Here is a 24,981-nt window from a genome sequence, read left to right as displayed (position 1 = left end):
GACTATCGGCCGCGCACGAGACGTCCGACCACACCCGGTAACCTGGCGGGGTGACAGGCTCGGAAGCATCCCCTTCGTTCCGGCTCGCGTACGTCCCCGGGGTGACGCCCGCGAAGTGGGCGCGGATCTGGAACGAGCGCCTGCCCGATGTCCCCCTGACTCTGGTCCAGGTGCCGGCCGGCGAAGCATCCGATGTGTTGCGTCGCGGCGAAGCGGACGCCGGGCTCGTACGGCTGCCGGTGGACCGTACGGCCTTCAGCGCCATCCCCCTCTACACCGAGACGACCGTGGTCGTCGTCCCCAAGGACCACCTGATCACCGCGGCCGACGAGGTGTCCGTCGCCGATCTCGCCGACGAAGTCGTCTTCCATCCTCTCGACGACGTCCTGGGCTGGGAGAAGGTGCCAGGGGAGCCCGCATTCGAGCGGCCCGCCACCACGGCGGACGCCATCGAACTTGTCGCGGCCGGCGTGGGTCTCCTCCTCGTCCCTCAGTCGCTGGCGCGGCTGTACCACCGCCGCGACCTCACCTATCGACCGGTCGTGGACGCCCCTCAGTCCGGCGTCGTGCTGTCCTGGCCCGAGGACGCGACCACCGATCTGGTGGAGGACTTCATCGGAATCGTCCGGGGGCGGACGGTCAACAGCACGCGGGGGCGCGCCGTCCCCGAGGCGCAGTCGAAGAAGGACAAGAAGCCCGACGCGGTCGCGGCACGGAAGAACCCGCCGGCGAGGAAGTCCACGGGCCGTGCCCCGCGCAGCGGTGCCGGCGGCCCGAAGGGTTCCAGACACGGCAAGCCCCGTCGCCGCTCCTAGGGTGTCGGACTCGAAGCGGCAGAGGCACGACGTCCGCGGCACGAACGCGAGCGGCGGCGCGGCTATGAGGGGGTCGGGGCAGAGCCCATGATCCAGTCGTACGCCGTCCGCGCCGTGAACTCCGCCTGGCCGCCGCGCAGCAGCAGCCCCGCCTCGGCGAACGCCGGGTCGTCTGCCCGCGCCGCGACGTACGGGACGGCGATGCACCGCATTCCGGCGGCGTGTGCGGCGGCGACGCCGGGCGCGGCGTCCTCCAGGACCACGCAGTCGGCGGGAGCCGCTCCGAGGCGGCGGGCGGCTTCGAGGAAGACATCCGGGGCAGGCTTGCCGCGTGCGACCTCGTCGGCCGAGACATACGTGGTGAAGCGGGAATCCAGGCCGGTGCCCGACAGGATCGCCTCGATGGCCTCCGATGACGAGCCCGAGGCCACGGCCATCGGGACGCCCTCGCCGGCCAGCAGTTCCACGAACACCCGCATCTCCGGGTAGACGAGGGTGGAGGCGCGGGCGAGTTCCAGATAGCGGCGGTTCGTCTCCGCCAGCAGTTCGTCCAGCGGGGCACCGAGGCCGTAGCGCTCCTGGAACAGCGCCAGCGTCTCCTGTGTGCTGATGCCGACGTACCGCTCGTGATCCGCCCAGGTGAAGCCGGGGACGCCGCGGTCGGCGAGAAGTCGCCGTGCCGCCTCGAAATAGTTGGGCTCGCTGTCGACGAGCGTTCCGTCGAGATCGAAGACGACCGCGGTCGCGCCGGGAAGGACCATGGGGCCCAGGATGCCAAGGCGCCCATCCGGGCTCCGCGGCGGGCGCACCGCTCCCGGTGCCGGGAGATCACGGGCCGATCGACTCCACCGATGGCAGCTCCCGGTGCGTAACCCGCTCGCGCCGTGCCACCGCCGTGCGGGTGCGGACGACCCCGGGCAGACTGATCAGCTTCTGGATGACGTCCTCCTGCACGCGCTGAGCCCGGTGCGCGCAAGGCGCGAGCTCGTCAGGTGCTCGGCCTGCTCGACGAGTGCGCCCGGCGGGCGCGCGGCCTCGTCGCCGTCGCCGCAGATTTGGACGCCTGGCACGACGCACGGCTCACGGCCGCGTGCCGACGTGTCGAGACGGCGGTGGAAGCGCTGCTCGGCGCCGTTCCCGAGCGCGCTCTCGCGTCCTCCAGGAGCGTCCCGGCCATCATCCGGGCGCCGAACAGGCTCTCAGCCACCTGCACGATCCGGAACGCGCCCTCGTGGCCCTGGCCGCTCCGCTGCGGGGATCGTCTCTGGTGCAGGCCTGACATCGACCGTGCGGCGCACGGCGCTTCTCGCGCTCACTGCTCCCCATTGGTCTAGACCTACTGCTACCTTCTCCCGCAGAGCGTCGGCGAGAGGGGACGGCAGTGGCGGGCGGAGGGCGGCGGCGGGCCTACATAGGCTCGTTCACGGCGGCGGGAGGGCGTGGTGTCCTCACGGCGACCGTGGATCCGGACAGCGGGGCGCTCAGCGTCGTGAGTGCCGTGGACGGGGTGCCCGACCCCTCGTACCTCGCACTGTCGGGCACCCGGCTGTACGCCGTCAGCGAGACGGCCGACGGGGCGGTGGCCGTGTACCGCCTGGACGGCGACAGGCCCCGGCTCACCGGTCCACCCGTCCCCGTCGGCGGCAGCGAGCCCACGCATCTGAGTCTGCACGCCGGACACGTCCTGACCGCCAACTACGGTTCGGGCAGCGTCACCGCCCTGCCGTTGCGCGGCGACGGCACTCTCGTGGAGGGTGCCGCCGCCGTGCTTCGGCATGAGGGCTCGGGGCCGGTCGCGGACCGGCAGCTCTCGCCGCACGCCCATCAGGTGCAGCCCGACCCGAGCGGCCGGTGGATCGTCAGTGTCGACCTCGGTACGGACTCCGTGCGTGTGTGCGTGCTGCACGACGGCGCCCTCACGCTGCATCACGAGACCGCGCTGCGTCCCGGGTCCGGACCGCGCCACCTGGCCTTCCATCCGGACGGCAGACGCGTGTACGTCCTCAACGAGCTGACGCCCGCCGTCACCGTATGCCGCTGGGACGCCGAAGCCGGAAGGCTCGAACCGGTCGCCGAGGCGCCGGTGCTCCCGGACGAGGTCGCCGGTGACGCCTACCCGTCGGGGATCGTCGTCTCGCCCGACGGACGCTTTGTGTGGACCGCGACGCGTGGGCAGGACGTGCTGTCCGTGCTCGCCGTCGAGGACGACGGAGTCGGTCGCGCGACCACGGTGCCGTGCGGGGGTGTCTGGCCGCGTGCGATCGCCCTGTCGGAGGGTTTCCTGTACGTCGCCAACGAGCGGTCCGGGGACGTGAGCTGGTTCGCCGTGGATCCCGTGTCGGGGGTGCCACGGAGGCGGGGCTCGATGGAGGCGCCGGCGGCTTCCTGTGTCGTCTTCGGCTGAGCGGGGCGGCCCGGCCGGCCCGGAGCCGGACGGGGCGTCGACGGCGGTCGGGTGCTCAGCGACCGTACGGGGCCTGCGCAGGTCCCGGCCCCGGCAGGGTGAAGGGCCCGCTTCCTCAAGGGGGCGGGCCCTTTCGCGTGCTGCGGATACGGTCCGAGCGGGCTCAGCGGACCGGCGCACCCTGCGGCTGCTGCGGGGCGATGCCCAGTGCCGCCGTGTACTTGGAGAGCGCCAGCTTGCCGATCGCCGGGTAGGCGCCGAGCGCCTCGGCAACGGCGCAGCCCGCCTCCGTGGCCGCCGCGTCCAGCAGTCCGGGCTCGAGCTCCGGTCCGATGAGGTACGGCGCCAGCGCCAGCTGCTGCGAGCCGGAGGAGCGCAACTGCTCGGCGACGGCCGCGATCGAGCCCTCCTCGTCCAGCGCCGCCGCCATCACCGGCACCGCGAGCCGTGCGGCCAGCAGCATGCCCGTGATCCCGGCCGCCTGCACGGCCTCGTCGCCGCCGACGGAGGCGAGGATGATGCCGTCGGCGGCGGTCGCCACGGTGAACAGACGGGCGCGGTCGGCACGGGCCAGGCCCGCCTCCGACAGGCGCACATGCAGCGCTTCTGCGAGCAGCGGGTGCGGGCCGAGGGCATCAGTCAGGTCGGCCGCGACGCGGCTGTCCATGACGGCTTGGCGCACTTGGCGCAGCAGCGCGCTGTCCGGGCCGGCCAGCAGCGGCACCACCACGGCGACGGGGCCGTCGGGCTCCTTGGTCTCCACGCCGGCGGCGACGGCCTGCTGGTAACGAGCGGTGCGCTCCTCCGCGGTCTGCGTGAGGACGGACTGCAGCGTGGGGAACTCGGAGTCGTCCCCGTCCAGGTAGCCGATGCGGGCGTCGAGACCGGGCAGCTCGGAACGCGCGATGCTCACGACCTCCTCGGCGAGGCTGCGCGTGGCGGCGCTGGGCGTGCCGGGCACCGCGAGGACGAGCGCGGGCGCGCCCTCGGGAGCCGCCAGCGGTTCCGGGCGGCGGTGCCGACCCGGCTGGCGGGGTCGCGGCATTCGTACAGGCAGGCCGGATGCGGGGCCAGTGGGGGAGCTCATGGCGCCGCATGCTACTCACTTTGTGGGCTCCCCTGTTCGGGGAGGGTGCAGGTGAGCGGTTTCCGTCCGCTTTTGTCTGATGAGTTACGTACGGATGAGTAGTGATCGATACGGCGTGACTTCTCCTCCTTGCATCCGGTACAACTTCCCTGCCCGGGCAAGGGCAATCAGCCATGGTTGTCGGTAGCGACGGAAAGTGGTCATTCGTCGTACGGAAGTTCGAGTCCGTTGTGCATGGGTGCGCGTGCGATCCCTACGCCACCCCGTGGAGCGGGTCGCCTTCCGCCGGGACGAGGCCGGATCGTCCGGGGGCCGGACCGACCGCCCCGATCGTGCCGGTCTCCACCTCGGTGCCGTCGGAAGTGATCCTCAACCGCCTTGGCGCCGACGGGAGTTGCTCCGGCAGATGCCCGGCGGTGCTGCCGCGTGGACGGGTACGGTCCGGCTCCCGCGAGACGAGCGGAGCTGTGGCAGCCGTGGCCGGTCCGCCATGTGACGCCAGGGCGACGCACACGTCTCACCCTTCGGCGCCTGCAGCGAGGGTGCCCTTCGGTGCCGGGCCCGTGCGCCGACCGCCGGGTCGTCCACGGGGCCCGAAGGCGTCACGGCAGGCGCCAGTCCACCGGCTGCCCGCCCTGCCGGATCAGCAGGTCGTTGGCCCGGCTGAACGGGCGTGAACCGAAGAAGCCCCGGTCCGCCGACCTCGGGGACGGGTGCGCCGACTCGATCGACGGCAGACCGCCCAGCAGCGGTCGCAGATCGCGCGCGTCACGCCCCCACAGGATGGACACCAGCGGCTTTCCGCGCGCGGCCAGCGCTCGAATCGCCTGCTCGGTGACCTCCTCCCAGCCCTTGCCCCGGTGCGCCGTGGGATTGCGCGGGGCCGTGGTGAGCGCCCTGTTGAGCAACAGCACGCCCTGCTGGGTCCACGGCGTGAGATCGCCGTTGGACGGCTGGGGCAGGCCCAGGTCGGTGTTCAGCTCCCGGAAGATGTTGATCAGGCTGCCCGGCAGCGGCCGCACCTCCGGAGCGACCGAGAACGACAGGCCCACCGCGTGCCCTGGTGTGGGATACGGATCCTGTCCGACGATCAGGACGCGGACCTCGTCGAAGGGCTGCTGAAAGGCGCGCAGGACATGGGGACCCGCAGGGAGGTAGGTGCGCCCAGCGGCGATCTCCGCGCGGAGGAAGTCCCCCATCTCTGCGACCCGTCCGGCGACGGGCTCGAGGGCCTTTGCCCAGCCGGGTTCGACGATCTCATTCAACGGTCGTGGTGCCACGGGTGTCACCCTACTGCCGGGCACACGGCCGCGATCAACCGGTGGCCCGAGGGCGACCGGGAATGACCGCGTGGTCGACGAACGGGAGCCGACACGGACGTTCATGACCATGTGTCGTTCCCTCTCGGACCGGGCCGTGTTCCCGCCTACGGAGGTCGTCCGCGTAGCCGCCGTCGGATCAGGCGATCACCGCCGCCCGTACACACAGCACATCCGGCAGGTGCGACGCCAACTGCTGCCAGGTGTCCCCGTCGTCGGCCGACGCGTACAACTCACCGTTGCGATTGCCGAAGTAGATGCCCGCCGGGTCCGCGTCGTCCGTGCACAGGGCGTCGCGCAGCACCGTGCCGTAGTGGTCGTTGTCCGGCAGTCCCGCGGACAGCGGTTCCCAGTTCTTGCCCGCGTCCGTCGTGCGGAAGACCCGGCACCGGCGCCCGGCCGGGACGCGGTCCGCGTCGGCGTTGATGGGAAAGACGTACGCCGTGTCGGCGCGGTGCGGATGGGCGGCCGCGGCGAACCCGAACGTCGACGGCAGGCCCGCGCCGATGTCCTTCCAGTGCGCACCCCCGTCGTCGCTTCTGTACACCCCCCAGTGGTTCTGCAGATACAACCGGTCCGGGGTCACGGCGTCCTGTGCGACCTTGTGCACGCACTGGCCGAACTCCGGATTCGGGTCGGGCAGGAACGCCGCGGAGACACCGGAGTTGGACGGCTTCCAGCTCGCGCCCCCGTCCCGGCTGCGGAACACCCCGGCCGTCGACACGGCGACCGTCAGCGCCTTCGGGTCCCGCCGGTCGGTGACCACGGTGTGCAGGCCCTCGCCGCCGCCGCCCGGCACCCATTTGTCGCGCGTCGGGTGCTCCCACAGGGGGCGCACCAGGGCGAAGCTCTCGCCCCGGTCCTCGGAGCGGTACAGCGCGGCCGGTTCGGTGCCCGCATACACCACGTCCGGCTCGGCGGCCGCCGGGTGCAGCTGCCAGACCCGCTCCAGCGAAGCGCCGGTGTCCTTGGGGAACTTGATGGCGGGCTGCGTCGGCTCGGTCCAGGTGCGGCCCAGGTCGTCGGAGTGGAAGACGGACGGTCCCCAGTGGGAGCTGTCCCCTCCGGCCAGCAGCCGCGGGGCGTTGCCCCGGGTGTCGATGGCGACCGAATAGACGGCTTGTGCATTGAAGTACGGACTCTCGTCGAACTCCCAGGCGCCGCCCCGTCGTCGCCCGATGAAGAGTCCCTTGCGTGTGCCCACGGTGAGTACTACGTCGGCCATGCCGACCACCTCCGAAACGCCGGTGTTCCAGACACGGGCCAGTCTGCACCCCGGCAGTGACAGTCACCCCGGGACCGCTTGTCTTCGCAGGTCAGCAGCCGTGTTGCCGAGACGCGGAGCGACTTGTGCCCGGGGCGCGCGGCCGACCGCCGCGTTCCGGTACCGGGTGTCGCGGACCGCCGACACGCTGTGTGGCGGCGGACGTCGGCTGAGCACCGGGGGCCCCGCACGCGTATGGGAGGGCGATCGGGGGTGTCCGTGCGTGCGTGAGGAGGATGCCATCGATGAGGCGGCTGCGATCGATGACGGCGTTTGGCGGTCCGGGGGTGTGGTTGTGGCGGTGGCGGCGCAATCCGCTGCGGCGCCGCAGCGATGTGCTGGAGGCCTGGATCGTGTCGGCCGCATGGTTGGGGACCGTTGTCGGGGGAGTGCTGACGGGGCTTGCGGCGACACACTCGGTGGAGGGCGGTCTGGCCCGGGAACGGGCCGAGTGGCGCCCGGTCGTGGCTCTGCTCACCCAGGACGCGCCTGGGGCGACCCCCGCGAGCGGGTCCGGGGCGGGACGGGTGTGGGCGAACGTGCGCTGGACGGGAACGGACGGTGTGTCCCATGCCGGCCAGGCGCGCGCGGCCGCCGGAAGCCCGACGGGTACCGCCGTCACCCTGTGGACGGACTGGGACGGCACGTTGGTGACACAGCCATCTACGGCGTCCGAGGCGCATCTGCGTGCGGCCATGGTCGGCGTGATGACGGGCGCCGGCATGGCGGCGGTCCCCTTGCTGGGCGGGCGCATCGCCCGCGATCGTCTGGAACGGCGGCGCATGGCGCAGTGGGACGAGGCCTGGGCGCGGTTCGGGTCGACATGGGGGCGGAAGACGGGCTGATCCGGCCGCCGGGGCGAGGCCGCCGCCGGTGCACGGAATCGGAGGATCCCGGGCCGGACGGGGCCCGCCCCTTGCGCTGCGGGTCGTACCGGCACGCAGCGTGCCTCGCGGCAGGCGCCCAGCAGCCGTTCGTTCTCCAGAACGTCATGGCTGCCGTATCCGCCGGACCGTGCTCGATGCCGGCGCGGTGCGGCCAACTCCCCGCCCAGCACGGACAGTACGGCTTCCGCGTCCCCTTCGGCCGACCACAGTGCAGCGGCCGCCGCCACCGAGCACTCTCCGTCCAGCAGTCCGCGCTGTACGGGTGTCGCCTCGGGTGCCGCGAGGGCGTCCAGGGCACGTACGGCCGACTCAATGAGCGCGTTCCGCTGCGGCAGGTGCCGGGGATCCGCCAGTGTGACCTGAGCCTGGAACCCTGTTCGCAGGCTCGTGGGCGGCAATGGTGCTGGGGAACGGAGCGGCAAGGGCAAGCTCCTGCACGCGCGCTCATACGTGGCGCGGAGTGCGCCTCGCAGCTCGGACGCTCCGGTGCGGCGCCGACGCACCCGGGCAAAGGCGCACGGCCCTCACCTGGGCGGCAGGCCCGCCGCGAAGGTGCGGCCGCGTGCCGGGCAGCGAGGGGGGCGTGCGCCGACCGCACATCCAGATCTCTTCCCGGCGCTTGTCGGGGCGAGACCGTAGGCCGCTTGAACAGGCCGCTGATGTCGCGGTGGTTGCCGTTGTGTATCGCCTCTTCAGCGCGCGTCTGCGCGCGCTGCGGCCATGAGCGACTGCCAGTCCGGGAGCTTCACCACCGAGCGGCCCAGCGACGCCCCCAGCTCCGCCTCGGCCCGCTCGATCGCCAGCCACCCCGTCCATTCGACGGGGGCGAGCCCCTGCGCCTTCAGGGCCGGCAGGGCGTCCTCGGGAACCTCCCGCCCGATGAGACCGGGGAGGTCCTCGAGCAGCGATGTCACCGTCTCCTTCGCGCACGGCCGGTTGGTTCCGATGACGCCCGTCGGGCCCCGCTTGATCCATCCGGCCACGTACTCGCCCGGGGAGACCGCCCCGTCACGTAGCACGCGTCCCGCCCGATGCGGCACTGTGCCTGTCGCCGTCTCGAATGGCAGTCCCTCCAGCGGCACGCCGCGGTAGCCGACCGAGCGCAGCACCAGCTGGGCCTCGATGTCCTCGTACCGCCCGCTGCCCGTGACGCCCCCGTGCCCGTCGGGTGCCGTCCGCTCGAAGCGCACGGCGCCCACCCGGCCGCCGTCGGCAAGCAGTTCGACCGGGCGCAGGAAGAAGCGCAGCCGGATCCGGCGCGGCGCGCCCCGTGGCGGTGCGGCGGCCCAGCCGCGCAGCACCTCGACATTGCGGCGCTGGGCGGCCGGCAGCTCGGTGGGGTCGACGTATGCCGGGTCGATCGCCAGCTCGGCCTCGTCCACGACCACCTCGGTGTCGGGCAGGGAGCCGAGTTCACGCAGTTCCTTGGTGGTGAAGCGGGCCTGCGAGGGGCCGCGCCGCCCGACCATGTGGACCTCGGCCACCTTGCTGTCGCCCAGTGCGGCCAGCGCCGCCTGCGGCATGTCGGTGGGGCTCAGCTCCGCCACTCCCCGGGCCAGCATCCGGGTCACGTCGACCGCGACGTTCCCGACGCCGATGACCACCGCCGTGCGTGCCCCGAGCACGAAACCGTCCGCGACGGAGTCCGGGTGCGCGCTGTACCAGGACACGAAGTCGGTCGCCGACCAGCTGCCGGGGAGTTCCTCACCCGGGATGCCGAGATGCCGGTCGGTCGCGGCGCCGATGCAGTAGACCACCGCGTGGTACAGCTCGCGCAGCTGTGCCGGAGGGATCCCGCCCGCTCCGACCTGGACGCCGCCGAGGAATCTGACCCGTTCGTGCTCCATGACCGTGCGCAGGTTGTTCTGCAGCGACTTGATCTTCTCGTGGTCCGGTGCCACCCCGTACCGCACGAGACCGTACGGGCACGGCAGCCGGTCCAGGACGTCGACGCGCACTTGTGGGTCCTGCTGGACAAGGCCCTGGGCGGTGTAGACCCCGCTCGGCCCGGAGCCGACGACGGCGATATGCAGCACGGCGGAACTCCCTCGCTGAGGAGATCGCTGGTGGCTCCAGCATGGCACCGCGCACGGCACGAGGGGAGAGGGCGAGCAGGTGCTGCGCTGGGCCGACGGGGTACGGTGCGCGCTCCTGCCGTGCGTGGCTTTCGCATCGTATGTGATGACGCGCTTACGTTGCGTTGTGTGCTCGAAGTGTCCTTTCAGGAATTTTCCGATCACTTCCGATCGGATGGGGCGGTGTCCGTATGGCCCGCGTGGGAAGTGCGGGAGCACGGAAACGTCACGACGTGGTTCGCCGTGCGGCTCGACCTGCCCGACGGTGGGATGGTCGACGTGCTCGCCGTGGCGGCCGGCGGGCGTGTGGGGATCGAAGAGGTGCGGGCCCAGCCGCCGCTGACGCTCGACGATCTGGCGGCGGTCGTCGACTGGATCGAGGAGCCGCTGCTGCAGGCCTGCGGCATCGTGCCCGACCAGGCGGACGAACCCGCCGAGTCACCGCAGTGCTGCGACCGGGCCGCGGCGCCGCGCGGCATCGACGGGTTGCGCCTCGTCGCCGAGGAATACCTGGCTGCCCAACGGGAGGGCGTCGACCCGGTGTGCGCGGTGATGCGCGCGACGGGGCGCAGTCGCCGCAGATCCCTCAAGCTGATCGCCGGGGCGCGGGACGCCGGGTTCCTGACGCCGCGTCATGCACGCTACTGAGGAGCACCTTGCCCGTCGGTGTAAAGGAACGTTCATGCCCGGTCTGTTACTTCGAGCGGTCGTTCTTCTCCGGGTGGCGGCTCTCCGTTGCGAAGAACCTCGACAGATCGGTGTCGTACGGCTCGTCAGGCCCTTCGGGATCCGGTGGTGCGCCCATCTCCCAGTCGAGGCCGTACCGTTGGAACAACTCAGCCCGCAGTACCGGCAGCGACATGGGAACCCCCGGCACCAGCGCCGCGTAGACCGCGCCCATCAGCAGTGCACGCAGCATCGGATAGTCGGCGTCGGTGTCCTTCGAGCCGTGCCGGGTGACGGTGTCCCGCAGCAACTCCGCCAACCGCTGCTGCTCGGGGCACTGCACGAACCCCTCGGCGTGCAGAATCGCCGCCATGTGCTGGCGCATCAGCACAGGGTGGTGCACGGTGAGGCCGAGGATCGCGTCGATGGCCCGCGCCATCCTCTCGCGGCCGTCCTCGGTGTGCGGCTCGCGCTCCAGCCCCTCCTCCAGGGTGCGGTGCATCACCCGGTGTACGGCCGACTGCAGGAGTTGTCGCTTGCCCGGAAAGTAGTACGACACCAGCCCCCGTGCGGAACCCGCACGGTCGGCGATGTCGCCCAGGGTCGTTGCGTCGTAGCCACGCTCGCCGACCAGTTCGATCGCGGCCTGCAGAAGCCGCTCGCGGGAACGTCTCCGCAATTCTTCATTGACCGAGGCGCTGCGCGGCGACATCCTGGACTCCTGCGTTGACTGGCTGTCAGCCAACTATACTCAGCGCGTCCGTGACCCGTTCCCGTCGGGTGGGTCCGGGAATGGCGTCCGCCCTGGGCCACGCGGGGGATGGTCCAGGGCGGCGCCGATGTCACCGCTTGCGTATGGCCTCGCGCCAGATCATCCGCGGCACGCTCGGCTTCACGTCCCTCGTGACGACACCCATCGCCCCGCGCACGAACCGCCCGTCCACCGCTTCGCGCAGCATGGCCGCCGCGAGGTCGGCTCGCGCCGTGAACACGCCGTCCGCACTGTCCTGCGCGACCACGTAGCGGGTCGGCTCCGGATGGTCGAAGAGTCCGGACGGGCGGGCGACCGTCCAGTCCAGCGGGCTCTGCCGCAGCACGGCCTCCATGCGGCGCATGTCGTCGTGCGCGGTTCGGGCGATCACCCGGTTCACATAGGGGTCCAGCACATGGTTGAAGAAGAAGGCTCCACTTGGCCGCCAGGCCGGGTCCAGGACACTGGAACTGATCGCGACCAACCGCTTCACACCGTGGCGCCCCATCGCGTCGGTGATGGTGCGCGCCGCCCTCGAATAGAGCGTCACCGGTGCCCGGCCCGGCCGGACCCCCAGCGCGGAGAGCACCGCGTCGGCGCCCTCGAGCACGGCGTCGACCGCGTCCGGGTCGGTGGCATCGGCGTCGGCCACGGTCAGGCCCGCGTGTGGGGCCGTCAGGTGCGGTCGGCGGGTCACCGCCGTCACCTCGTTGCCGTCCGCCAGCGCCTGGGCCACCAGTTCATGCCCGGTGGGTCCGCCCGCTCCGAAAACGATGATGTGCATGACGTGTCTCCTCGCGCCGATGGTCCGTTCGTGCCTTGACACTCGCGCTCGGAGACCGGAATATTCAACGCTGATGAATAAAACGCGCGGCCGTCCACCGGGCCGCCCCGCCACGAAGGCCCGCATCGCCCACGCCGCCCGGCACCTGTTCCTGGAGCGCGGCTACCAGGGCACGACGCTGCGCGCGGTCGCCGCCGAGGCCGATGTCGATGTGGCGCTCATCGGTTACCACTTCGGTTCGAAGCAGGGTCTGTTCGGTGAGTCGATGAATTTGCGCTGCGGCCGGTCGCACGCGATCGTCGATGCCCTGAACGGCGATCCGGCGGGACTTGCCGACCGTCTTCTGGACGCCGTCACCGCACTGTGGGAGGACCCGTCCGGCGCCGGGTTCTCGACGGTGGACGGAACGGCACTGCGGGACGAGGACGTGATGCGGGTGTTCCGCGAGTTCCTCGAGCGCGAGGTCCTCGGCCGGATCGCCGATCATCTCGGCGGCCGGGGTGCCGAAGAACGTGCCACGGCCGCGGTCGCGGTGATCGGTGGTCTGATCTTCACGCGCTATCTGAATCCGCTGGGCCCCGTCGCCGCGCTGGACGCAGCGGACGTCCGGCGGATCCTGGGACCACCGCTGCGCGCCGCCCTGCACGGCCGTCCGCGCGCGCCGAGGCCGTCGACCCAGGTGTCGCAGAGCCACTGAACCGTCCCTACAGTGGGCACGAGTCCCGAGGAGGCGTAACGCACATGGTTGAAGAGCAGATCCTGGCCAGGATCACGGCGATGGTGGACGAGGAGCGCGGCCTGCGTGAAGCGGTGTCGTCCGGCCGGATCGACAGCGTGACCGAGCACGAACGGCTCGCCGAGCTCGAACGCGCGCTGGACCAGTGCTGGGACCTGCTGCGCCAGCGCCGCGCGAAGGCCGAGTTCGGCGAGAACCCGGACGACGCTCGCGTCCGGCCGGCGTCGCAGGTCGAGGGTTACGAGGGCTGAGGAGGCAGGCGCCCCGCCTCAGCCGATCAGGCCGAGCACCGGACGGAGCGCGTCCGGTCGTTCGGCCACCGGGCGGTGGTCGACGAAGTGCACCGCGCAGCCCAGGTCCGCCGCGCCACCGTCCGCGGGGCGGCTGTCGCCGACCATGAGCGTGTCCTGCGGAGCGACGCCGAGTGCGTCGCAGGCCATGGCGAACAGACGGGTGTCGGGCTTCTGCACGCCGTGTTCGTACGACAGCACGTATGCGTCCACGTACGGGTCGACGCCGTGCGCGCGGAAGACCGGCCGCAGGTCCCAGCCGATGTTGCTGACCACGCCGACTGCCACCCCGCGCTCGCGCAGTGCGCCCAGCACCTCGGCCGTGTCGGGGTAGGGCCGCCAGGCCGCAGGCGTCATATGGCGGTCGTACAGCGCGTCGTGCAGCCTCGCGGCCGGCAGCGGCACCCGGCGGGAGAGGGCGGTGTAGGCCGCCCGGTGCGCCTCGGCACTGCAGTCCCGGACGGCCCAGAGCGCGGCGAGGTCGTCCGGCAGAGGATCCTCGGGGAGGGCGCCTCCGGCCAGCGCGCCCGCCGCCTCCAACTGCTCGGCCGTGCGCACGAGCTCCGCCTCGGAAAGCGTCACATCGGCTTCGGCCAGCACCGCGCGCAGCCACGACTCCGTCGACTCGATGCGGAAGAGGGTGCCGGAGAAATCGAAGAGCACACCTTTGATCGCCATGGGTGCGATCTTTCGCGACGAGCCCTGCACGGTCAAGCCCGGCCCGTCCGTGGCACAGGCTCTTCAGGATCTTCCTCATACGCGCCCCACCGCTCGTACGACGCCACCGCGATCACGACCAGCAGAGCCCCGAGCAGCCAGCCGCCGGCCACGTCCGACGGCCAGTGCACGCCCAGCCAGACCCGGGTCAGCCCCACTCCCACGACGGAGACCACCGCGGCCGCCCACGCCGTATGCCACGGCACGCCTCGCGCGCCGCACCGGTGCAGGATCCACAGCAGCAGGCCGCACACCACCGTCGCCGTCATCGCATGACCGGACGGAAAGGCCGATCCGTGGGCGGAGTCCACAGGGTCGGGCCACACGGGGCGCGCCCGGCCCACCAGCGCCTTGAGGGAGTTCTGCACGAGCGCGCCCAGCGCACAGGCCATGGCCACCCACAGGGCGAGCTGCCAGGCCCGGCGCCGCCACAGCAGCCAGAGGACCGCGGCGGCGCACAGGATGCGCATGGTCGCCGGGCCCCAGACCCAGTCCGTCAGGATGCGGAAGGCATGGGTGGTCCCGCGGTGGCCGACCGCCCAGCGCTGCATGGTGCGCGTGGTGCCGTCGTCCAGCGCCATCAGCGGTTGCCAGGAGAGGGCGACCAGCAGCAGAAGCGTCAGCGACGTGACGGCCAGGGCCGCAGCGGAGAGTGCTGCGGCCCGTGGGCTCGACCGGTGGGCCGGCGACTTGACGGGCGCAAGGTGCATACCGTGATCCTCGCCGAAGTGTGGGGTGCCGGGTCAACCGCGCAACGGCTATCCCAGTGCCCGCAGCCCCGGTACGAAGGCCACCAGCACCGGGATCACGGGGACGAGCGCCGCGGTCGCCGTCAGCCGCAGCCGGTGGGCGGGCGGCAGCCGGTCCGGGGGAGTGAGGAGGCGGTGGACTCGGTGCGGCACATGGGCCTGGGGGGTCGGGCACGGCCCGAACACACCCCGGTCCTCATTGAGTTCCACCAGCGCGAGAGCGGTCGTGAGTCGGCCGTGGCGGCGGGAGGCCATGTCGTCGGCGGCGAGTTCGACCAGCCGGTGCATCTCGTCGCGGAACGCGGCGAAGACCGGCACCTGGGGAAACCCGTTGGCCAGCGCGGCCGATGAGTGCAGCAGCCAGTCGTGCCGGGCCCGCGCGTGCCCCTGTTCGTGAGCGAGCACGGCGTCCAGTTGCTTGCCCTTCAGCCGGCGCAACGCGGCCGTGGTGACGACCAGTCTGGGCGTGGCCCCGGGCAGCCACCGGGCGTCCGGGCGTTCTCCCTCGAGGACCACCAGCCGGTCGCTGTCGGGTTCCTCGCCGGGCAACAGCGGTGCCCGGACCAGCAGTTCGGCCCGGCTCTGTCGACGTCGCGCCCGCGCGCGGGCGATCTCCCGGACCAGCATGGCCGCGGTCCACGCCCCGCCGCAGGCCAGGGCCACGGCGGTGGTGGCCGCCCACGCGCTCCCGGTGCCCAGCGCGTAGGCATCCACGACCGCGTGCGGCGCCGGGGCGAACACATGGCCCCGCACGGCCGTCCAGGCGGCGGCCGCGCTCAGCGTCATCGACAGTGCGCAGCACACCAGCACCGCCGCCACCACGCACTGCCACACCCACAGGGCGACCACCGGTTCTCGGTCCGGCCAGTCCGCCCGGGCGAGCAGCCGCGGAGCAAGAACGGCGGTCAGGGCGCCGAGCAGCAGCAGTGCCGCGGGGACCATCATGGGGCGAAGCCTATGAGCCGGGTGTCACGACGGGATACGTACTGTCGCGGCAAAGTGACGTACGCCACGGTTTGCCGCGGGCCGGCCGAACGCCGGTATGCCTCGGCGGCGGTACTGCCCCGGTGGGGTGCGTCCGGTGCCGGAGCATGCGTGTGTGCCGTGGGTCAGAGGGTGAGGAGCATCGCCACCATGGCCAGGGCCATGGACAGACGGCACGCGCGCGCCAACTCCGGCCGGTCGCCCCAGCCGACGGAGCGCGCGCCCCCGGCGGTGGCCACCGCGGTGACCGGCACCAGCCGCATCCCGGACCACAGCACGTACCCCGCGAAATAGAACAGGAGCACGCCGGTGAGCGGTGCGATGCCGCCGTGACCGGCGTGAACGTGGTGCCCGGGAGCTGTGGCCATTGCGGCCGCCATGTAGACCATGGCGAACGTCCCCACCAGATGATGCAGATGGTGGGCGTTCCTGCGGACCGTCCACAGCGCCCGCACGGCCGCGCCGCCGAAGACCACCACATAGACGATCCAGGCCCAGCGCGGCGGAGTGACGACCACCGCGGGCACCGCCATCACCGCCATCCCGAACCCCATCAGCGCCTCGCCGCCCGCGGCCCGGCGCTGCTCCTCGACGGCACTGCGCATACGCAGCAGACAGTAGGCCCCGGTCGCCGCGCACAGTGCGACGAGCAGCCAGCCGGGCGAAGCCGGTCCGTGCACGGCGCACCTCCCGCTCGACCTCTCGGACGGTCGCAGGGGGCATTCCCGTCACCGACGGTGCGCAAGCGAGCGCACAGGGGTACGAGGGGGAGCGCAGGAACCGTGGCACACTGCGCCGCACGGGGCACGAGCTGACGCCGGGTGAGCTCGCCCGCGAGACCTTCTCCTCCGGGGCCGCCGTGACCAAGCGCCTCAAGCAGCTGACCGAACGCGGCCTGGTCGAACGCCGTGGCGACGACCGGGACCGCCGTGTCGCCCACGTCCGCCTCACCGACACCGGCCGCGACCTCGTCGACGGCATCCTGCCCGAACAACTGTCCTACGAGACGGCCGTCCTGCCCGGCCTCGACGACGACGGACAGCGCGAACTGGCCGCGCTGCTCGGTGAACTGCTGGTCCAGTTGGAGGGCAGACTCGGCGCGTCGCGCGCCTGATCCCGCCTCGGTGACCTCGAGACCGCAGCCGGCCGGTGCGCCGTCGCGCGGTCAGCCCTCCTGACCCGCCGTGTGGATGCCGAACGCCGCGCCCTGCGGGTCCTTGAGGACCGCGATGCGTGGGCCGTCCGGGACCGATGCCGGCTCCGTCAGGACGCTCGCGCCCGCCCGCGTCGCGGCGGACGTCGCGGCGTCCACGTCCTCGACAGCGAAGTACGGCAGCCAGTGCGGCGGCACCCCGGGCGGGAAACGGTCGCCCGTCGTCGGCATGCCGCCGAAGTCGGCGCCGTCGATCCCCCACTGCGTGTAGTCCTCGGAGGCGTTCACCGTCCAGCCGAAGACGGTCGTGTAGAAGTCGGTGACCCTTTCCGGCTCCCGCGTGAGCAGTTCGACCCAGCCGAGCGAGCCCGGCGCGTTGAACAGACCCGCGCCGGGGAACACGCGCGGCTGCCACATCTGGAAGGCCGCGCCGCCCGGGTCGAACGCCACCGCGAAGCGGCCCGCGTCGAACACGTCCATCGGACCGAGGACCAACGTGCCGCCGGCCGCCCGCACCGCCTCGGCCGCCACGTCCGCGTCGGCCACCGCGAACGACACGTTCCAGGCGACCGGCTGCGACTCCTGGTACAGCGGCGAAAGGGCGGCGACCGGAGCGTCGCCGAGACACGCGAGCGTGTATCCGCCGGCCTCCTGGCGGGGATCGGTCTCCGGGCGCCAGCCGAACAGGTCCGCGTAGAACCGCTTGGCCGCCTCCAGGTCGCTGGTGCCGAGCTCCGTCCAGCACGGCCCGCCGGTCACCGGTTTCTCGAGCTTCATGGCCGCCTCCCGGCTCGCGAGTGTCCCCCAGCAGGCTATGCCCGCACCGTGCCGGACGGCATCAGAGCCCCGGGCGGTACCGCAGGGGATGGTCGGCCGGGATCTCCACGAGCACGATCTCCGTGCCGTCGGGGTCCTCGATCCACATCTCGACCAGGCCCCACGGCTCCTTGACGGGCGGCCGGACGATGCCGACACCGGCCTCGGCCAGCTCCCGGTGCGCGGCGGCCACGTCCGGCACCTGCAGCCAGAGTTTCAGCGCGGGGGAGGGAGAGACCTCACCACGTCCCGCCACCTCCAGGAAGCCTCCGCCGAGGAAGTACACCACCCCGCGCTCCGGTCCCGTGCCGAACTCCCGGTAGACCGGAAGTCCGAGTTTCTCGCCGTAGAAGGCGCGGGAGCGGTCCGGATCGGTGGGGCGCAGGAGGATGCGACTGCTCAGAACGTGGACCATGCATCCCGAGCGTAGCGGGAGGGTTACCCTCGTCGGTGCCCACGCCGCGCCACGGAATCGGAGAGACAGCCCATGGACAGCGTCGCCCTCGCCACGACCGGCCTGACCTACCGCGACGCCACCGAGGCGGACGTCGACGCGCTGGTCGCACTGATCGAGTCGGCCTACCGCGGTGACTCCAGCCGGGCCGGCTGGACCACGGAGGCCGACATCCTGGAAGGGCAGCGCACCGACCCCGAAGGCGTGCTCGAGGTCGTCAAGTCGCCCGACAGCCGGCTGCTCACCGTCGAGCGCGACGGTACGGTCGTCGCCTGCTGCCAGCTCGAACACCGTGGCGACAGCGCCTACTTCGGCATGTTCGCGGTCAGCCCCACGATCCAGGGCGCGGGTCTGGGCAAGGCGGTCATCGCCGAGGCCGAGCGCACGGCCCGGGCGGACTGGGGCGTCGCGCAGATGCAGATGACCGTGATCTCCGTCCGGGAGGATCTCATCGCCTGGTACGAGCGGCGCGGGTACCGCCGTACGCGACAGATGAGTCCCTTCCCGTACGGCGATGAGCGCTTCGGTATCCCGCAGCGCGACGACCTGCAGTTCGAACTGTTGGTCAAGCCGCTGGTCTGACTCCGGGAGCGGCGTTCGGAACGTGGCCCGGCCGACCGGTGATGTTCACGCGGTGAACCGGCCGGTGCGCTTGATCTCCGGGTAATCGGTCGTCGCGCCGTCCAGTTCCAGGGCGCGGACCAGCCGAAGGTGGTCGAGCGTGTTCACGACCCAGCCGATGATCTTGAGGTCGGCCTTGCGTGCGTGTTCGACGACCTCCAGGGTCAGGCGGCGGATGTCGAGGCAGACCGTGGCGGCGCCGGCCTCGACGGCGCGCTCCACGACGTCGGTACCGTAACGGTCGGCGATCAGCGCGGTGCGCACGCCGGGTACGAGCCGGGCGATCTCCGCGACCGCCTCGTCGTGGAACGACGACACCTCGACCCGGTCGACCAGGTCCCGGCGGTGCATCACCTCGGCCAGTGCCCGCGCCGCCGCCACGTCCTTGATCTCCGCCTGGAGCGGCGTCTTGACCGCGTCGAGGACTTCCTCGAAGACGGGGACGCGTTCCCCGCGACCAGCGTCCAGTGCGCGCAGTTCGGCGAGGGTCTTCTCGGCGATCGGCCCCGTGCCGTCGGTGGTGCGGTCCACTTCGGCGTCGTGCATGACCACGAGGGCGCCGTCCTTGCTCAGATGCAGATCGAGTTCGATCAGGTCGAGGCCTGCGCGCTCGGCGGCGAGGAACGACCTGAGGGTGTTCTCGGGCTCGACGCCCATGACTCCGCGATGACCGATGGTGAGGAAGTTCAAGGTTCAACTCGCTTCCGTCGACGGCGGCTCGGCTGCCGCGCGGCGTTCCCGTGACCGGCGCGGCACGGCCGCAGCCTAGTGGTACGGCTCCGTGCTGAACCCGCTCGTACGCGGGTCGATGGGTGCCGGGCACGGCGTGAATCCTGAGCGAACTCCCGGCCGCGTGTCACTCCTGGGTGGGCGCGTCACGCGGATGTTGACGCATGCGCGTCCCCCGCGCATGGCCGATCGTCGCCCGTCCCTTCCCTGTCGCTCGGCGATCCCCGTCGGCCCCTCGCCACCGGGAACGGGTGGTCCGCGGGGCGCCCGGGAGGCGTTCCCCGCCGCGGTCGGGCGGCCCGGTGGGGCATGGCCGAACTCACCGCCTCCATGATGGCCGACAGGAAAAAGAGCGGTGAAGGCGGGGGAAGGCAGAATAATTTCCCGATCGTCTAGTTGCTGGAAGAAAGCTTGTATGCATACGGTGTCCTTACGCGAGGTTCTCCCGTGGAGGTCGGGTCATGACGGAAATTCTTGTGCAGGTGGGTCACGAGGAGCGGGTCGCTCCGGTGAGCAGGGTTGTGGATCACCCGGCTTGGCCCGTGCTCAAGGGCGCCGTGGAGCAGATCCGGCCATGGCAGTCCAAGGACGGCTCGATCGACTTCGCGGCGGACGACGCGCCGACCGTCACGGAGGCCGAGCGCGCCGTGGGCCGCGTGGCGGACGCCGTCGCGGAGCTCTCCCCGCTGCTGCCGCACGACTCCGCCTACCACGAGGCGCTCGTGAAGGACCTGCGCCGGTGGGCCGAAGAAGGCTTCCCGGTGCCCGACTTCCTGGACTCGCTGCTGGCCTTCCAGCCCGCCCGGGACCGCCGGGACGGCCTTCAGCACCTGGTCGTCTTCCCGATGTACACACAGAACGGCAACCCGGACCGCAACCTGGAAGCAGTCGTGCTGCGCATGGTCTGGCCGGACTGGCTCGCCGATCTGGAGGCCACTCGCTACGACAACCCGCTGTTCTGCGGCATCACCTTCGAGGACTTCACGGCGGGCTACGACACCAACTCGGCTGTCCTCTTCCCCGAGACCATCGCCGTGCGCGAGGCGCCCGAGCGCTTCTCGTGGGGCGGCATCTTCTGCGACCGCGAGGCCGCGCGCTTCCGCCGGGTCACTGCGGCGGCTGTGGACATTCTGGGCCTCGAGCTGCCCGAGGACATCGCGGCGATGGTGCACGACCAGGACCGTTGCCAGCAGGCGTTCGTGCTGTGGGACATGGTGCACGACCGTACGCACAGCCATGGCGACCTGCCGTTCGACCCGTTCATGATCAAGCAGCGCCAGCCGTTCTGGATGTACGGCCTCGAGGAGCTGCGCTGCGACCTCACCGCCTTCAAGGAGGCGGTCAAGCTGGAGGCCGACGGCTTCCCGCAGGGCCGTGACGTGCAGTACGCGGTGCTCTTCGACCGCATGTTCCGCTTCCCGGTCACCGGCGAGCGCGTGCGCAACTACGACGGCCTCGGCGGCCAGCTGCTCTTCGCCTACCTGCACAGGCACGACGTCGTCCGCTGGACCGACAACAAGCTCTTCATCGACTGGCAGCGCGCTCCGCGGATCACCAACGAGCTGTGCGGCGAGATCGAGACTCTGTACCGGGAGGGCATCGACCGCCCCAAGCTCGTGCACTGGCTCAAGGCGTACGAGCTGGTCTCCACCTATCTCGCCCCGCACCCGGCGTCCCGCTGGGCCAAGGGCCCGGACGCCCTGGACCTGACGCTGCCGCCGCGTAAGCTCGTGGACGACGTGCTTCCGGACGAGTTTCCGCTGAGCATGTTCTATGAGGCGCTCCAGAAGAAGCTGAAGAACGTGATCGCCTCCACCAAGGGCATCATCGCGGACACCGCCGAGCAGGCAGCCGCGTGAGCGCTCGCGCAGTGCGTACGGGTGATGCAGCGGATGCTGCTCGGGAGGCGAGGACCATGCGGAACGGGAACGGAGCACTGAGCGGTGCGGTGATCGCGGTGGCCGGCGCGGGCGGACCCGCCGGCCGGGCGGCGCTGCAGCGGCTGGCGGAGGCCGGGGCGACCGTCGTCGGTTCGGACAACGACCCCGAGCGCCTTGCGGAAGCCGTGGACGCGGCCCGTTACGCGCACGGCGGTGCCACCGTCATCGGGGACACGGTCGACCTGCTCGACCTGAAGTCCACGCGCGACTGGGCTTCCCACATCGAGAAGGACTTCGGGCGTGTCGACGGGCTGGTGCACCTCGTCGGAGGCTGGCGCGGCAGCGAGACCTTCACCAAGACCAGCCTCGACGACTGGGACTTCCTGGACCTGCTGCTCATCCGCACCGTGCAGCACACCTCCCTGGCCTTCTTCGACGCGCTCCAGCGCAGTGACCGCGGCCGGTACGTCTTGATCAGCGCCGCGGGTGCGACCAAGCCCACTGCGGGCAACGCCGCCTATGCCGCTGCCAAGGCCGCCGCCGAGGCCTGGACGCTCGCCATGGCCGACGCCTTCCGCAAGACGGGGGGTGCCGAGGGGCCGACGTCGGCGGCTGGGATCCTTGTGGTGAAGGCGTTGGTGCACGACGCGATGCGCGCCGAGCGCCCCAACGCGAAGTTCGCGGGCTTCACAGATGTCAAGGACCTGGCCGAGGCCATCGCCGGGGTCTGGGAGAAGCCCGCCGCTGAAGTGAACGGAAACCGTCTGTGGCTCACCGAGACGCCGTGAACCCTCCCAAGACCGACGCGCGTCGCCATCACGACCCGGAGGTCCGCGGTTTTGCGAGCGACAACTACGCCGGGGCGCACCCGGAGGTGCTCGCCGCCCTGTCCGTGGCCAACGGCGGGCACCAGGTCGCGTACGGCGAGGACGACTACACGGCGAACCTTCAAGGGATCATCCGCAGCCACTTCGGGGCCACGGCGGAGGCCTTCCCGGTCTTCAACGGCACGGGTGCGAACGTCGTCGCGCTCCAGGCGGTCACCGACCGCTGGGGTGCGGTGATCTGTGCCGAGAGCGCGCACATCAACGTCGACGAGGGCGGTGCCCCCGAGCGTATGGGCGGCCTCAAGCTGCTCACCGTGCCCACCCCGGATGGCAAGCTCACGCCCGAGCTGATCGACCGGCAGGCCTACGGCTGGGAGGACGAACACCGGGCGATGCCGCAGGTCGTCTCGATCACCCAGAGCACCGAGCTGGGCACCCTCTACACGCCCGGCCAGATCCGTGCGATCTGCGAGCACGCTCACGCGCGCGGGATGAAGGTGCACCTGGACGGCTCTCGTATAGCGAACGCGGCCGCCTCCCTGGACGTGCCGATGCGGACGTTCACCAACGCCGTCGGCGTCGACATCCTCTCCCTGGGCGGGACCAAGAACGGAGCGCTGTTCGGCGAAGCGGTCGTCGTCATCAACCAGGACGCCGTCAGCCACATGAAGCACCTGCGCAAGCTGTCCATGCAGCTTGCCTCCAAGATGCGCTTCGTGTCCGTGCAGTTGGAGGCCCTGCTCGCCAAGGACCTGTGGCTGCGCAACGCCCGTCACGCCAACGAGATGGCACAGCGGCTGGCGGAGGGTGTGCGTTCGGTCCACGGTGTGGAGATCCTTTACCCGGTGCAGGCCAACGCCGTGTTCGCCCGACTGCCGCACGATGTCAGCGAACGTCTGCAGAAGCGCTTCCGCTTCTACTTCTGGGACGAGGCCGCGGGCGACGTCCGATGGATGTGCGCCTTCGACACGACGGAGGACGACGTGGACCGGTTCGTCGCGGCCCTCAAGGAGGAGATGGCGCGCTAGACGCCGCCCTCCCACCGTCCGAGGATGCATAGATGTGCGGCCGACCGAAAATCAATCGATTGGCGGCCGGTCGCATTTCTATGCTCTGCCGACATGGAACTGATCCGGCAGATCCCGGACCTCTCCGCGTACTTGGTTGCTGACGAGGCGATCGGCCATCGTCATCCGGTGTCCGTGAGACGGCGGCGAGACTCGCCGACCGGGCGATGGGCCCGTATGCCTATGCGCAAGCCGCCTATGAATTCGTGCGTGATGCCATTCCGCATTCCGCCGACAGCGGCAACCCGCGCGTCACCTGGAGCGCCTCCGACGTCATCGAGCAGCGCACCGGCATCTGCCACGCGAAGTCCAATGAAGCGGACTGTCCGGTCCTGTATGCTGTACCTCACCCGGCCGTACTGAGCGTTCTCAAGGCCGCTCCCGACCGGCCGACCCTCTGGAAGACGCTCCCCACCGCACTCTGAGGCAGGCGATGACTCTCACCCTGACCGTGTCCGACGCGGTGCGTGCCCTCGCGCCCGGTTTCACGCACGTGGCGATCGAGGCCTACGACCTCGTGAACGGGCCCAGCACCGAAGGCACTTCGGCCCTGCTCGACGACGCGGCCCACCGCCTCGCAGTCCGTCTCGAGGGGCGCGCCCCGCACGAGGACCCGCACTTGGCGGCCTGGCGCGCGGCGTACACGGCCTTCGGGGCAAAGCCGTCGCGCACCCGCAACTCGGCCGAAGCGCTGGCCAAGCGGGCGCTGTCGGACGCCGGTCTGCCCCGGATCAATGTGCTCGTCGACATCTACAACGCGATCAGCGTCGCCCATCTGATCCCGGTCGGAGGCGAGGACCTCGATCTGATCCAGGGCTCCATGCACCTCGTGCGGGCCATGGGTGACGAGGAGTTCCTGTCCGTCGCGGGAGGCGAGGAGACCGTCGAACACCCGGACGCCGGCGAGGTGGTCTGGTGTGACGAGACCGGCGTGACCTGCCGCCGCTGGAACTGGCGCCAGGGGCCGCGTACCCGGCTCACCGAGGCTTCCACCTCGGCGCTCTTCCTGCTGGAGAGCCTGCCCCCGATGCCGGTGGCCGACGTCGAGAAGGCCGGCGCGGAACTCGCCGAAGCGCTGGAGAAGTTCAGCCCCGGGGCGCGGATCACCGTCCACGCCCCTGTGTGAGGTGGGTCAGTGCGCCTCGACGGCGCGCAGCTGCTCCGGCGTCGGTGCCGTTCCGCCGAGGTGCGCGGGCATCCACCAGGTGTCGTCCGGGGTCCTGGGCCGCACGGGGTAGGCGCGCTGCGCGGCCTCCAGCAGCTCCTGGACCCGCTCGCGCAGCTGGCGGGTGAGCACGCCGGCGTACGTGTCGCGCGTGGCCTCGATCGCCTCGCCCACCCGGATCGTGATGGGCGTGTGGCTGCGCCGGAAGTTGCGCGGGTGTCCCTTCGTCCACAGCCGCTGCGTGCCCCACAGGGCCATCGGGACCAGCGGGACGCCGGCCTCCTGGGCCAGGCGCACGGCGCCCGACTTGAAGCTCTTGAGGGTGAAGGACTGCGAGATCGTGGCTTCCGGGAAGACCCCGACGACCTCGCCCGACTTCAGCGAGTCCAGCGCGTGGGCGTACGCCGCCTCGCCCTGCCTGCGGTCCACCGGGATGTGCTTCATGGCGCGCATCAGCGGGCCGGACACCTTGTGCCGGAAGACGGACTCCTTGGCCATGAAGCGCACCAGGCGCTTCTGCTGAAGCGCCGCCAGACCGTTGAAGATGAAGTCCAGATAGCTGATGTGGTTGCTCACGAGCACCGCACCGCCCGAGCGCGGGATGTTCTCCGATCCCTTGCAGTCGATCTTCAGGTCCCATGCCTTGAACGTCGTGAGGGCGAGACCGATGACGGGACGGTAGACGAGCTCAGCCATGGACGGGGTGGACCCTTCTCTCTGCCTGGGAAGGGACTCCCAGCC

Annotated in this window: 26 protein-coding genes and 4 pseudogenes; 14 read left to right on the top strand and 16 right to left on the bottom strand. The window is 71.2% G+C overall.

What is annotated here, in order from left to right:
* Nucleotides 1–50 precede the first annotated feature (50 nt).
* Complete coding sequence (locus tag VXC91_RS10840) at nucleotides 51–815, top strand: LysR family substrate-binding domain-containing protein (protein WP_329506896.1); 765 nt, start codon at nucleotides 51–53, stop codon at nucleotides 813–815.
* A gap of 62 nt (nucleotides 816–877) precedes the next feature.
* Here the strand turns inward: VXC91_RS10840 and VXC91_RS10835 are convergent, their stop codons facing one another.
* Together VXC91_RS10835 and VXC91_RS10830 are read right to left on the bottom strand one after the other, a co-directional pair.
* Complete coding sequence (locus VXC91_RS10835) at nucleotides 878–1,576, bottom strand: HAD family hydrolase (protein WP_329506895.1); 699 nt, start codon at nucleotides 1,574–1,576, stop codon at nucleotides 878–880.
* A gap of 67 nt (nucleotides 1,577–1,643) precedes the next feature.
* A pseudogene (locus VXC91_RS10830) lies at nucleotides 1,644–1,763 on the bottom strand (Lrp/AsnC family transcriptional regulator); the annotation flags it as partial.
* Nucleotides 1,764–1,783: 20 nt separating this feature from the next.
* Between VXC91_RS10830 and VXC91_RS10825 the strand changes: the two are divergent.
* Both VXC91_RS10825 and VXC91_RS10820 read left to right on the top strand, forming a co-directional pair.
* Nucleotides 1,784–2,094 (top strand): annotated as a pseudogene (locus VXC91_RS10825) (FUSC family protein); the annotation flags it as partial.
* Between the two features lie 102 nt (nucleotides 2,095–2,196).
* Complete coding sequence (locus VXC91_RS10820; RefSeq protein ID WP_329506894.1) at nucleotides 2,197–3,219, top strand: lactonase family protein; 1,023 nt, start codon at nucleotides 2,197–2,199, stop codon at nucleotides 3,217–3,219.
* Between the two features lie 163 nt (nucleotides 3,220–3,382).
* Here VXC91_RS10820 and VXC91_RS10815 read toward each other — a convergent pair whose 3' ends face one another.
* The 3 genes from VXC91_RS10815 to VXC91_RS10805 form a co-directional block, all read right to left on the bottom strand.
* A complete protein-coding gene (locus VXC91_RS10815) occupies nucleotides 3,383–4,306 on the bottom strand; it encodes a sirohydrochlorin chelatase (RefSeq protein WP_329506893.1) in 924 nt (307 codons plus the stop codon).
* Nucleotides 4,307–4,908: 602 nt separating this feature from the next.
* Nucleotides 4,909–5,586 carry a uracil-DNA glycosylase gene (locus tag VXC91_RS10810; RefSeq protein WP_329506892.1) on the bottom strand — a complete coding sequence of 226 codons (678 nt, stop codon included), beginning with the start codon at nucleotides 5,584–5,586 and terminating at the stop codon, nucleotides 4,909–4,911.
* Between the two features lie 178 nt (nucleotides 5,587–5,764).
* Nucleotides 5,765–6,850: a WD40/YVTN/BNR-like repeat-containing protein gene (locus tag VXC91_RS10805; protein WP_329506891.1), complete on the bottom strand. Its 1,086-nt coding sequence runs from the start codon at nucleotides 6,848–6,850 to the stop codon at nucleotides 5,765–5,767.
* Between the two features lie 302 nt (nucleotides 6,851–7,152).
* Here VXC91_RS10805 and VXC91_RS10800 point away from each other — a divergent pair, with 302 nt between their 5' ends.
* The gene (locus VXC91_RS10800) at nucleotides 7,153–7,734 is read left to right on the top strand and encodes an Rv1733c family protein (RefSeq protein ID WP_425578496.1); all 582 of its coding nucleotides are present in this window, start codon (nucleotides 7,153–7,155) and stop codon (nucleotides 7,732–7,734) included.
* A gap of 734 nt (nucleotides 7,735–8,468) precedes the next feature.
* On the opposite strand, the gene VXC91_RS10795 is transcribed toward VXC91_RS10800, so the two are convergent.
* Nucleotides 8,469–9,812: an FAD-dependent oxidoreductase gene (locus tag VXC91_RS10795; RefSeq protein ID WP_329506889.1), complete on the bottom strand. Its 1,344-nt coding sequence runs from the start codon at nucleotides 9,810–9,812 to the stop codon at nucleotides 8,469–8,471.
* Between the two features lie 168 nt (nucleotides 9,813–9,980).
* Between VXC91_RS10795 and VXC91_RS10790 the strand changes: the two genes are divergently transcribed.
* Nucleotides 9,981–10,499, top strand: a complete 519-nt coding sequence (locus VXC91_RS10790; RefSeq protein WP_408057364.1) for a DUF6214 family protein — start codon at nucleotides 9,981–9,983, stop codon at nucleotides 10,497–10,499.
* 46 nt (nucleotides 10,500–10,545) lie between these two features.
* Here VXC91_RS10790 and VXC91_RS10785 read toward each other — a convergent pair whose 3' ends face one another.
* The gene (locus tag VXC91_RS10785; RefSeq protein ID WP_329506888.1) at nucleotides 10,546–11,229 is read right to left on the bottom strand and encodes a TetR/AcrR family transcriptional regulator; all 684 of its coding nucleotides are present in this window, start codon (nucleotides 11,227–11,229) and stop codon (nucleotides 10,546–10,548) included.
* Between the two features lie 130 nt (nucleotides 11,230–11,359).
* Nucleotides 11,360–12,052, bottom strand: a complete 693-nt coding sequence (locus tag VXC91_RS10780) for an NAD(P)-dependent oxidoreductase (RefSeq protein ID WP_329506887.1) — start codon at nucleotides 12,050–12,052, stop codon at nucleotides 11,360–11,362.
* Nucleotides 12,053–12,125: 73 nt separating this feature from the next.
* Between VXC91_RS10780 and VXC91_RS10775 the strand changes: the two genes are divergently transcribed.
* Nucleotides 12,126–12,749, top strand: coding sequence for a TetR/AcrR family transcriptional regulator (locus VXC91_RS10775; RefSeq protein ID WP_329506886.1), 624 nt, complete (start codon nucleotides 12,126–12,128; stop codon nucleotides 12,747–12,749).
* Nucleotides 12,750–12,793: 44 nt separating this feature from the next.
* The gene (locus VXC91_RS10770; RefSeq protein WP_329506885.1) at nucleotides 12,794–13,039 is read left to right on the top strand and encodes a DUF2630 family protein; all 246 of its coding nucleotides are present in this window, start codon (nucleotides 12,794–12,796) and stop codon (nucleotides 13,037–13,039) included.
* 18 nt (nucleotides 13,040–13,057) lie between these two features.
* Here the strand turns inward: VXC91_RS10770 and VXC91_RS10765 are convergent, their stop codons facing one another.
* From VXC91_RS10765 to VXC91_RS10750, 4 genes are all read right to left on the bottom strand, one after another.
* Nucleotides 13,058–13,756, bottom strand: coding sequence for an HAD family hydrolase (locus VXC91_RS10765; protein WP_329506884.1), 699 nt, complete (start codon nucleotides 13,754–13,756; stop codon nucleotides 13,058–13,060).
* Between the two features lie 32 nt (nucleotides 13,757–13,788).
* Entirely contained in the window at nucleotides 13,789–14,505 is a 717-nt protein-coding gene (locus VXC91_RS10760; protein WP_329506883.1) for a phosphatase PAP2 family protein, read from the bottom strand.
* A gap of 48 nt (nucleotides 14,506–14,553) precedes the next feature.
* A complete protein-coding gene (locus VXC91_RS10755; RefSeq protein WP_329506882.1) occupies nucleotides 14,554–15,489 on the bottom strand; it encodes a M56 family metallopeptidase in 936 nt (311 codons plus the stop codon).
* A 164-nt stretch (nucleotides 15,490–15,653) separates the two neighbouring features.
* Complete coding sequence (locus VXC91_RS10750) at nucleotides 15,654–16,208, bottom strand: DUF5134 domain-containing protein (RefSeq protein ID WP_329506881.1); 555 nt, start codon at nucleotides 16,206–16,208, stop codon at nucleotides 15,654–15,656.
* A 104-nt stretch (nucleotides 16,209–16,312) separates the two neighbouring features.
* Here VXC91_RS10750 and VXC91_RS10745 point away from each other — a divergent pair.
* Nucleotides 16,313–16,642: pseudogene (locus VXC91_RS10745) on the top strand (MarR family transcriptional regulator); the annotation flags it as partial.
* Nucleotides 16,643–16,693: 51 nt separating this feature from the next.
* Here VXC91_RS10745 and VXC91_RS10740 read toward each other — a convergent pair.
* Together VXC91_RS10740 and VXC91_RS10735 are read right to left on the bottom strand one after the other, a co-directional pair.
* Nucleotides 16,694–17,458, bottom strand: a complete 765-nt coding sequence (locus tag VXC91_RS10740; RefSeq protein WP_329506880.1) for a VOC family protein — start codon at nucleotides 17,456–17,458, stop codon at nucleotides 16,694–16,696.
* A 61-nt stretch (nucleotides 17,459–17,519) separates the two neighbouring features.
* The gene (locus VXC91_RS10735; protein WP_329506879.1) at nucleotides 17,520–17,912 is read right to left on the bottom strand and encodes a VOC family protein; all 393 of its coding nucleotides are present in this window, start codon (nucleotides 17,910–17,912) and stop codon (nucleotides 17,520–17,522) included.
* Nucleotides 17,913–17,984: 72 nt separating this feature from the next.
* Between VXC91_RS10735 and VXC91_RS10730 the strand changes: the two genes are divergently transcribed.
* The gene (locus tag VXC91_RS10730) at nucleotides 17,985–18,533 is read left to right on the top strand and encodes a GNAT family N-acetyltransferase (protein ID WP_329506878.1); all 549 of its coding nucleotides are present in this window, start codon (nucleotides 17,985–17,987) and stop codon (nucleotides 18,531–18,533) included.
* Nucleotides 18,534–18,578: 45 nt separating this feature from the next.
* Here VXC91_RS10730 and VXC91_RS10725 read toward each other — a convergent pair whose 3' ends face one another.
* Entirely contained in the window at nucleotides 18,579–19,262 is a 684-nt protein-coding gene (locus tag VXC91_RS10725) for a glycerophosphodiester phosphodiesterase (RefSeq protein ID WP_329506877.1), read from the bottom strand.
* Between the two features lie 500 nt (nucleotides 19,263–19,762).
* Between VXC91_RS10725 and VXC91_RS10720 the strand changes: the two genes are divergently transcribed.
* From VXC91_RS10720 to VXC91_RS10700, 5 genes and pseudogenes are all read left to right on the top strand, one after another.
* Nucleotides 19,763–21,160: a DUF6421 family protein gene (locus tag VXC91_RS10720; protein ID WP_329506876.1), complete on the top strand. Its 1,398-nt coding sequence runs from the start codon at nucleotides 19,763–19,765 to the stop codon at nucleotides 21,158–21,160.
* Between the two features lie 56 nt (nucleotides 21,161–21,216).
* Nucleotides 21,217–21,969 carry an SDR family NAD(P)-dependent oxidoreductase gene (locus VXC91_RS10715; RefSeq protein ID WP_329506875.1) on the top strand — a complete coding sequence of 251 codons (753 nt, stop codon included), beginning with the start codon at nucleotides 21,217–21,219 and terminating at the stop codon, nucleotides 21,967–21,969.
* Nucleotides 21,966–23,036, top strand: coding sequence for a threonine aldolase family protein (locus tag VXC91_RS10710; protein ID WP_329506874.1), 1,071 nt, complete (start codon nucleotides 21,966–21,968; stop codon nucleotides 23,034–23,036). The genes VXC91_RS10715 and VXC91_RS10710 overlap by 4 nt, the downstream gene beginning before the upstream one ends.
* A gap of 93 nt (nucleotides 23,037–23,129) precedes the next feature.
* Nucleotides 23,130–23,500 (top strand): annotated as a pseudogene (locus tag VXC91_RS10705) (hypothetical protein).
* A gap of 8 nt (nucleotides 23,501–23,508) precedes the next feature.
* Nucleotides 23,509–24,201 carry a B3/B4 domain-containing protein gene (locus tag VXC91_RS10700; protein ID WP_329506873.1) on the top strand — a complete coding sequence of 231 codons (693 nt, stop codon included), beginning with the start codon at nucleotides 23,509–23,511 and terminating at the stop codon, nucleotides 24,199–24,201.
* A 6-nt stretch (nucleotides 24,202–24,207) separates the two neighbouring features.
* On the opposite strand, the gene VXC91_RS10695 is transcribed toward VXC91_RS10700, so the two are convergent.
* Entirely contained in the window at nucleotides 24,208–24,936 is a 729-nt protein-coding gene (locus tag VXC91_RS10695; RefSeq protein ID WP_329506872.1) for a lysophospholipid acyltransferase family protein, read from the bottom strand.
* Nucleotides 24,937–24,981 lie beyond the last annotated feature (45 nt).

Source organism: Streptomyces chiangmaiensis, from assembly GCF_036281785.1.
Classification (GTDB): domain Bacteria; phylum Actinomycetota; class Actinomycetes; order Streptomycetales; family Streptomycetaceae; genus Streptomyces; species Streptomyces chiangmaiensis.
Note: the sequence above shows the minus strand (reverse complement) of the source record. Positions and strands in the feature narration are given on the sequence as shown.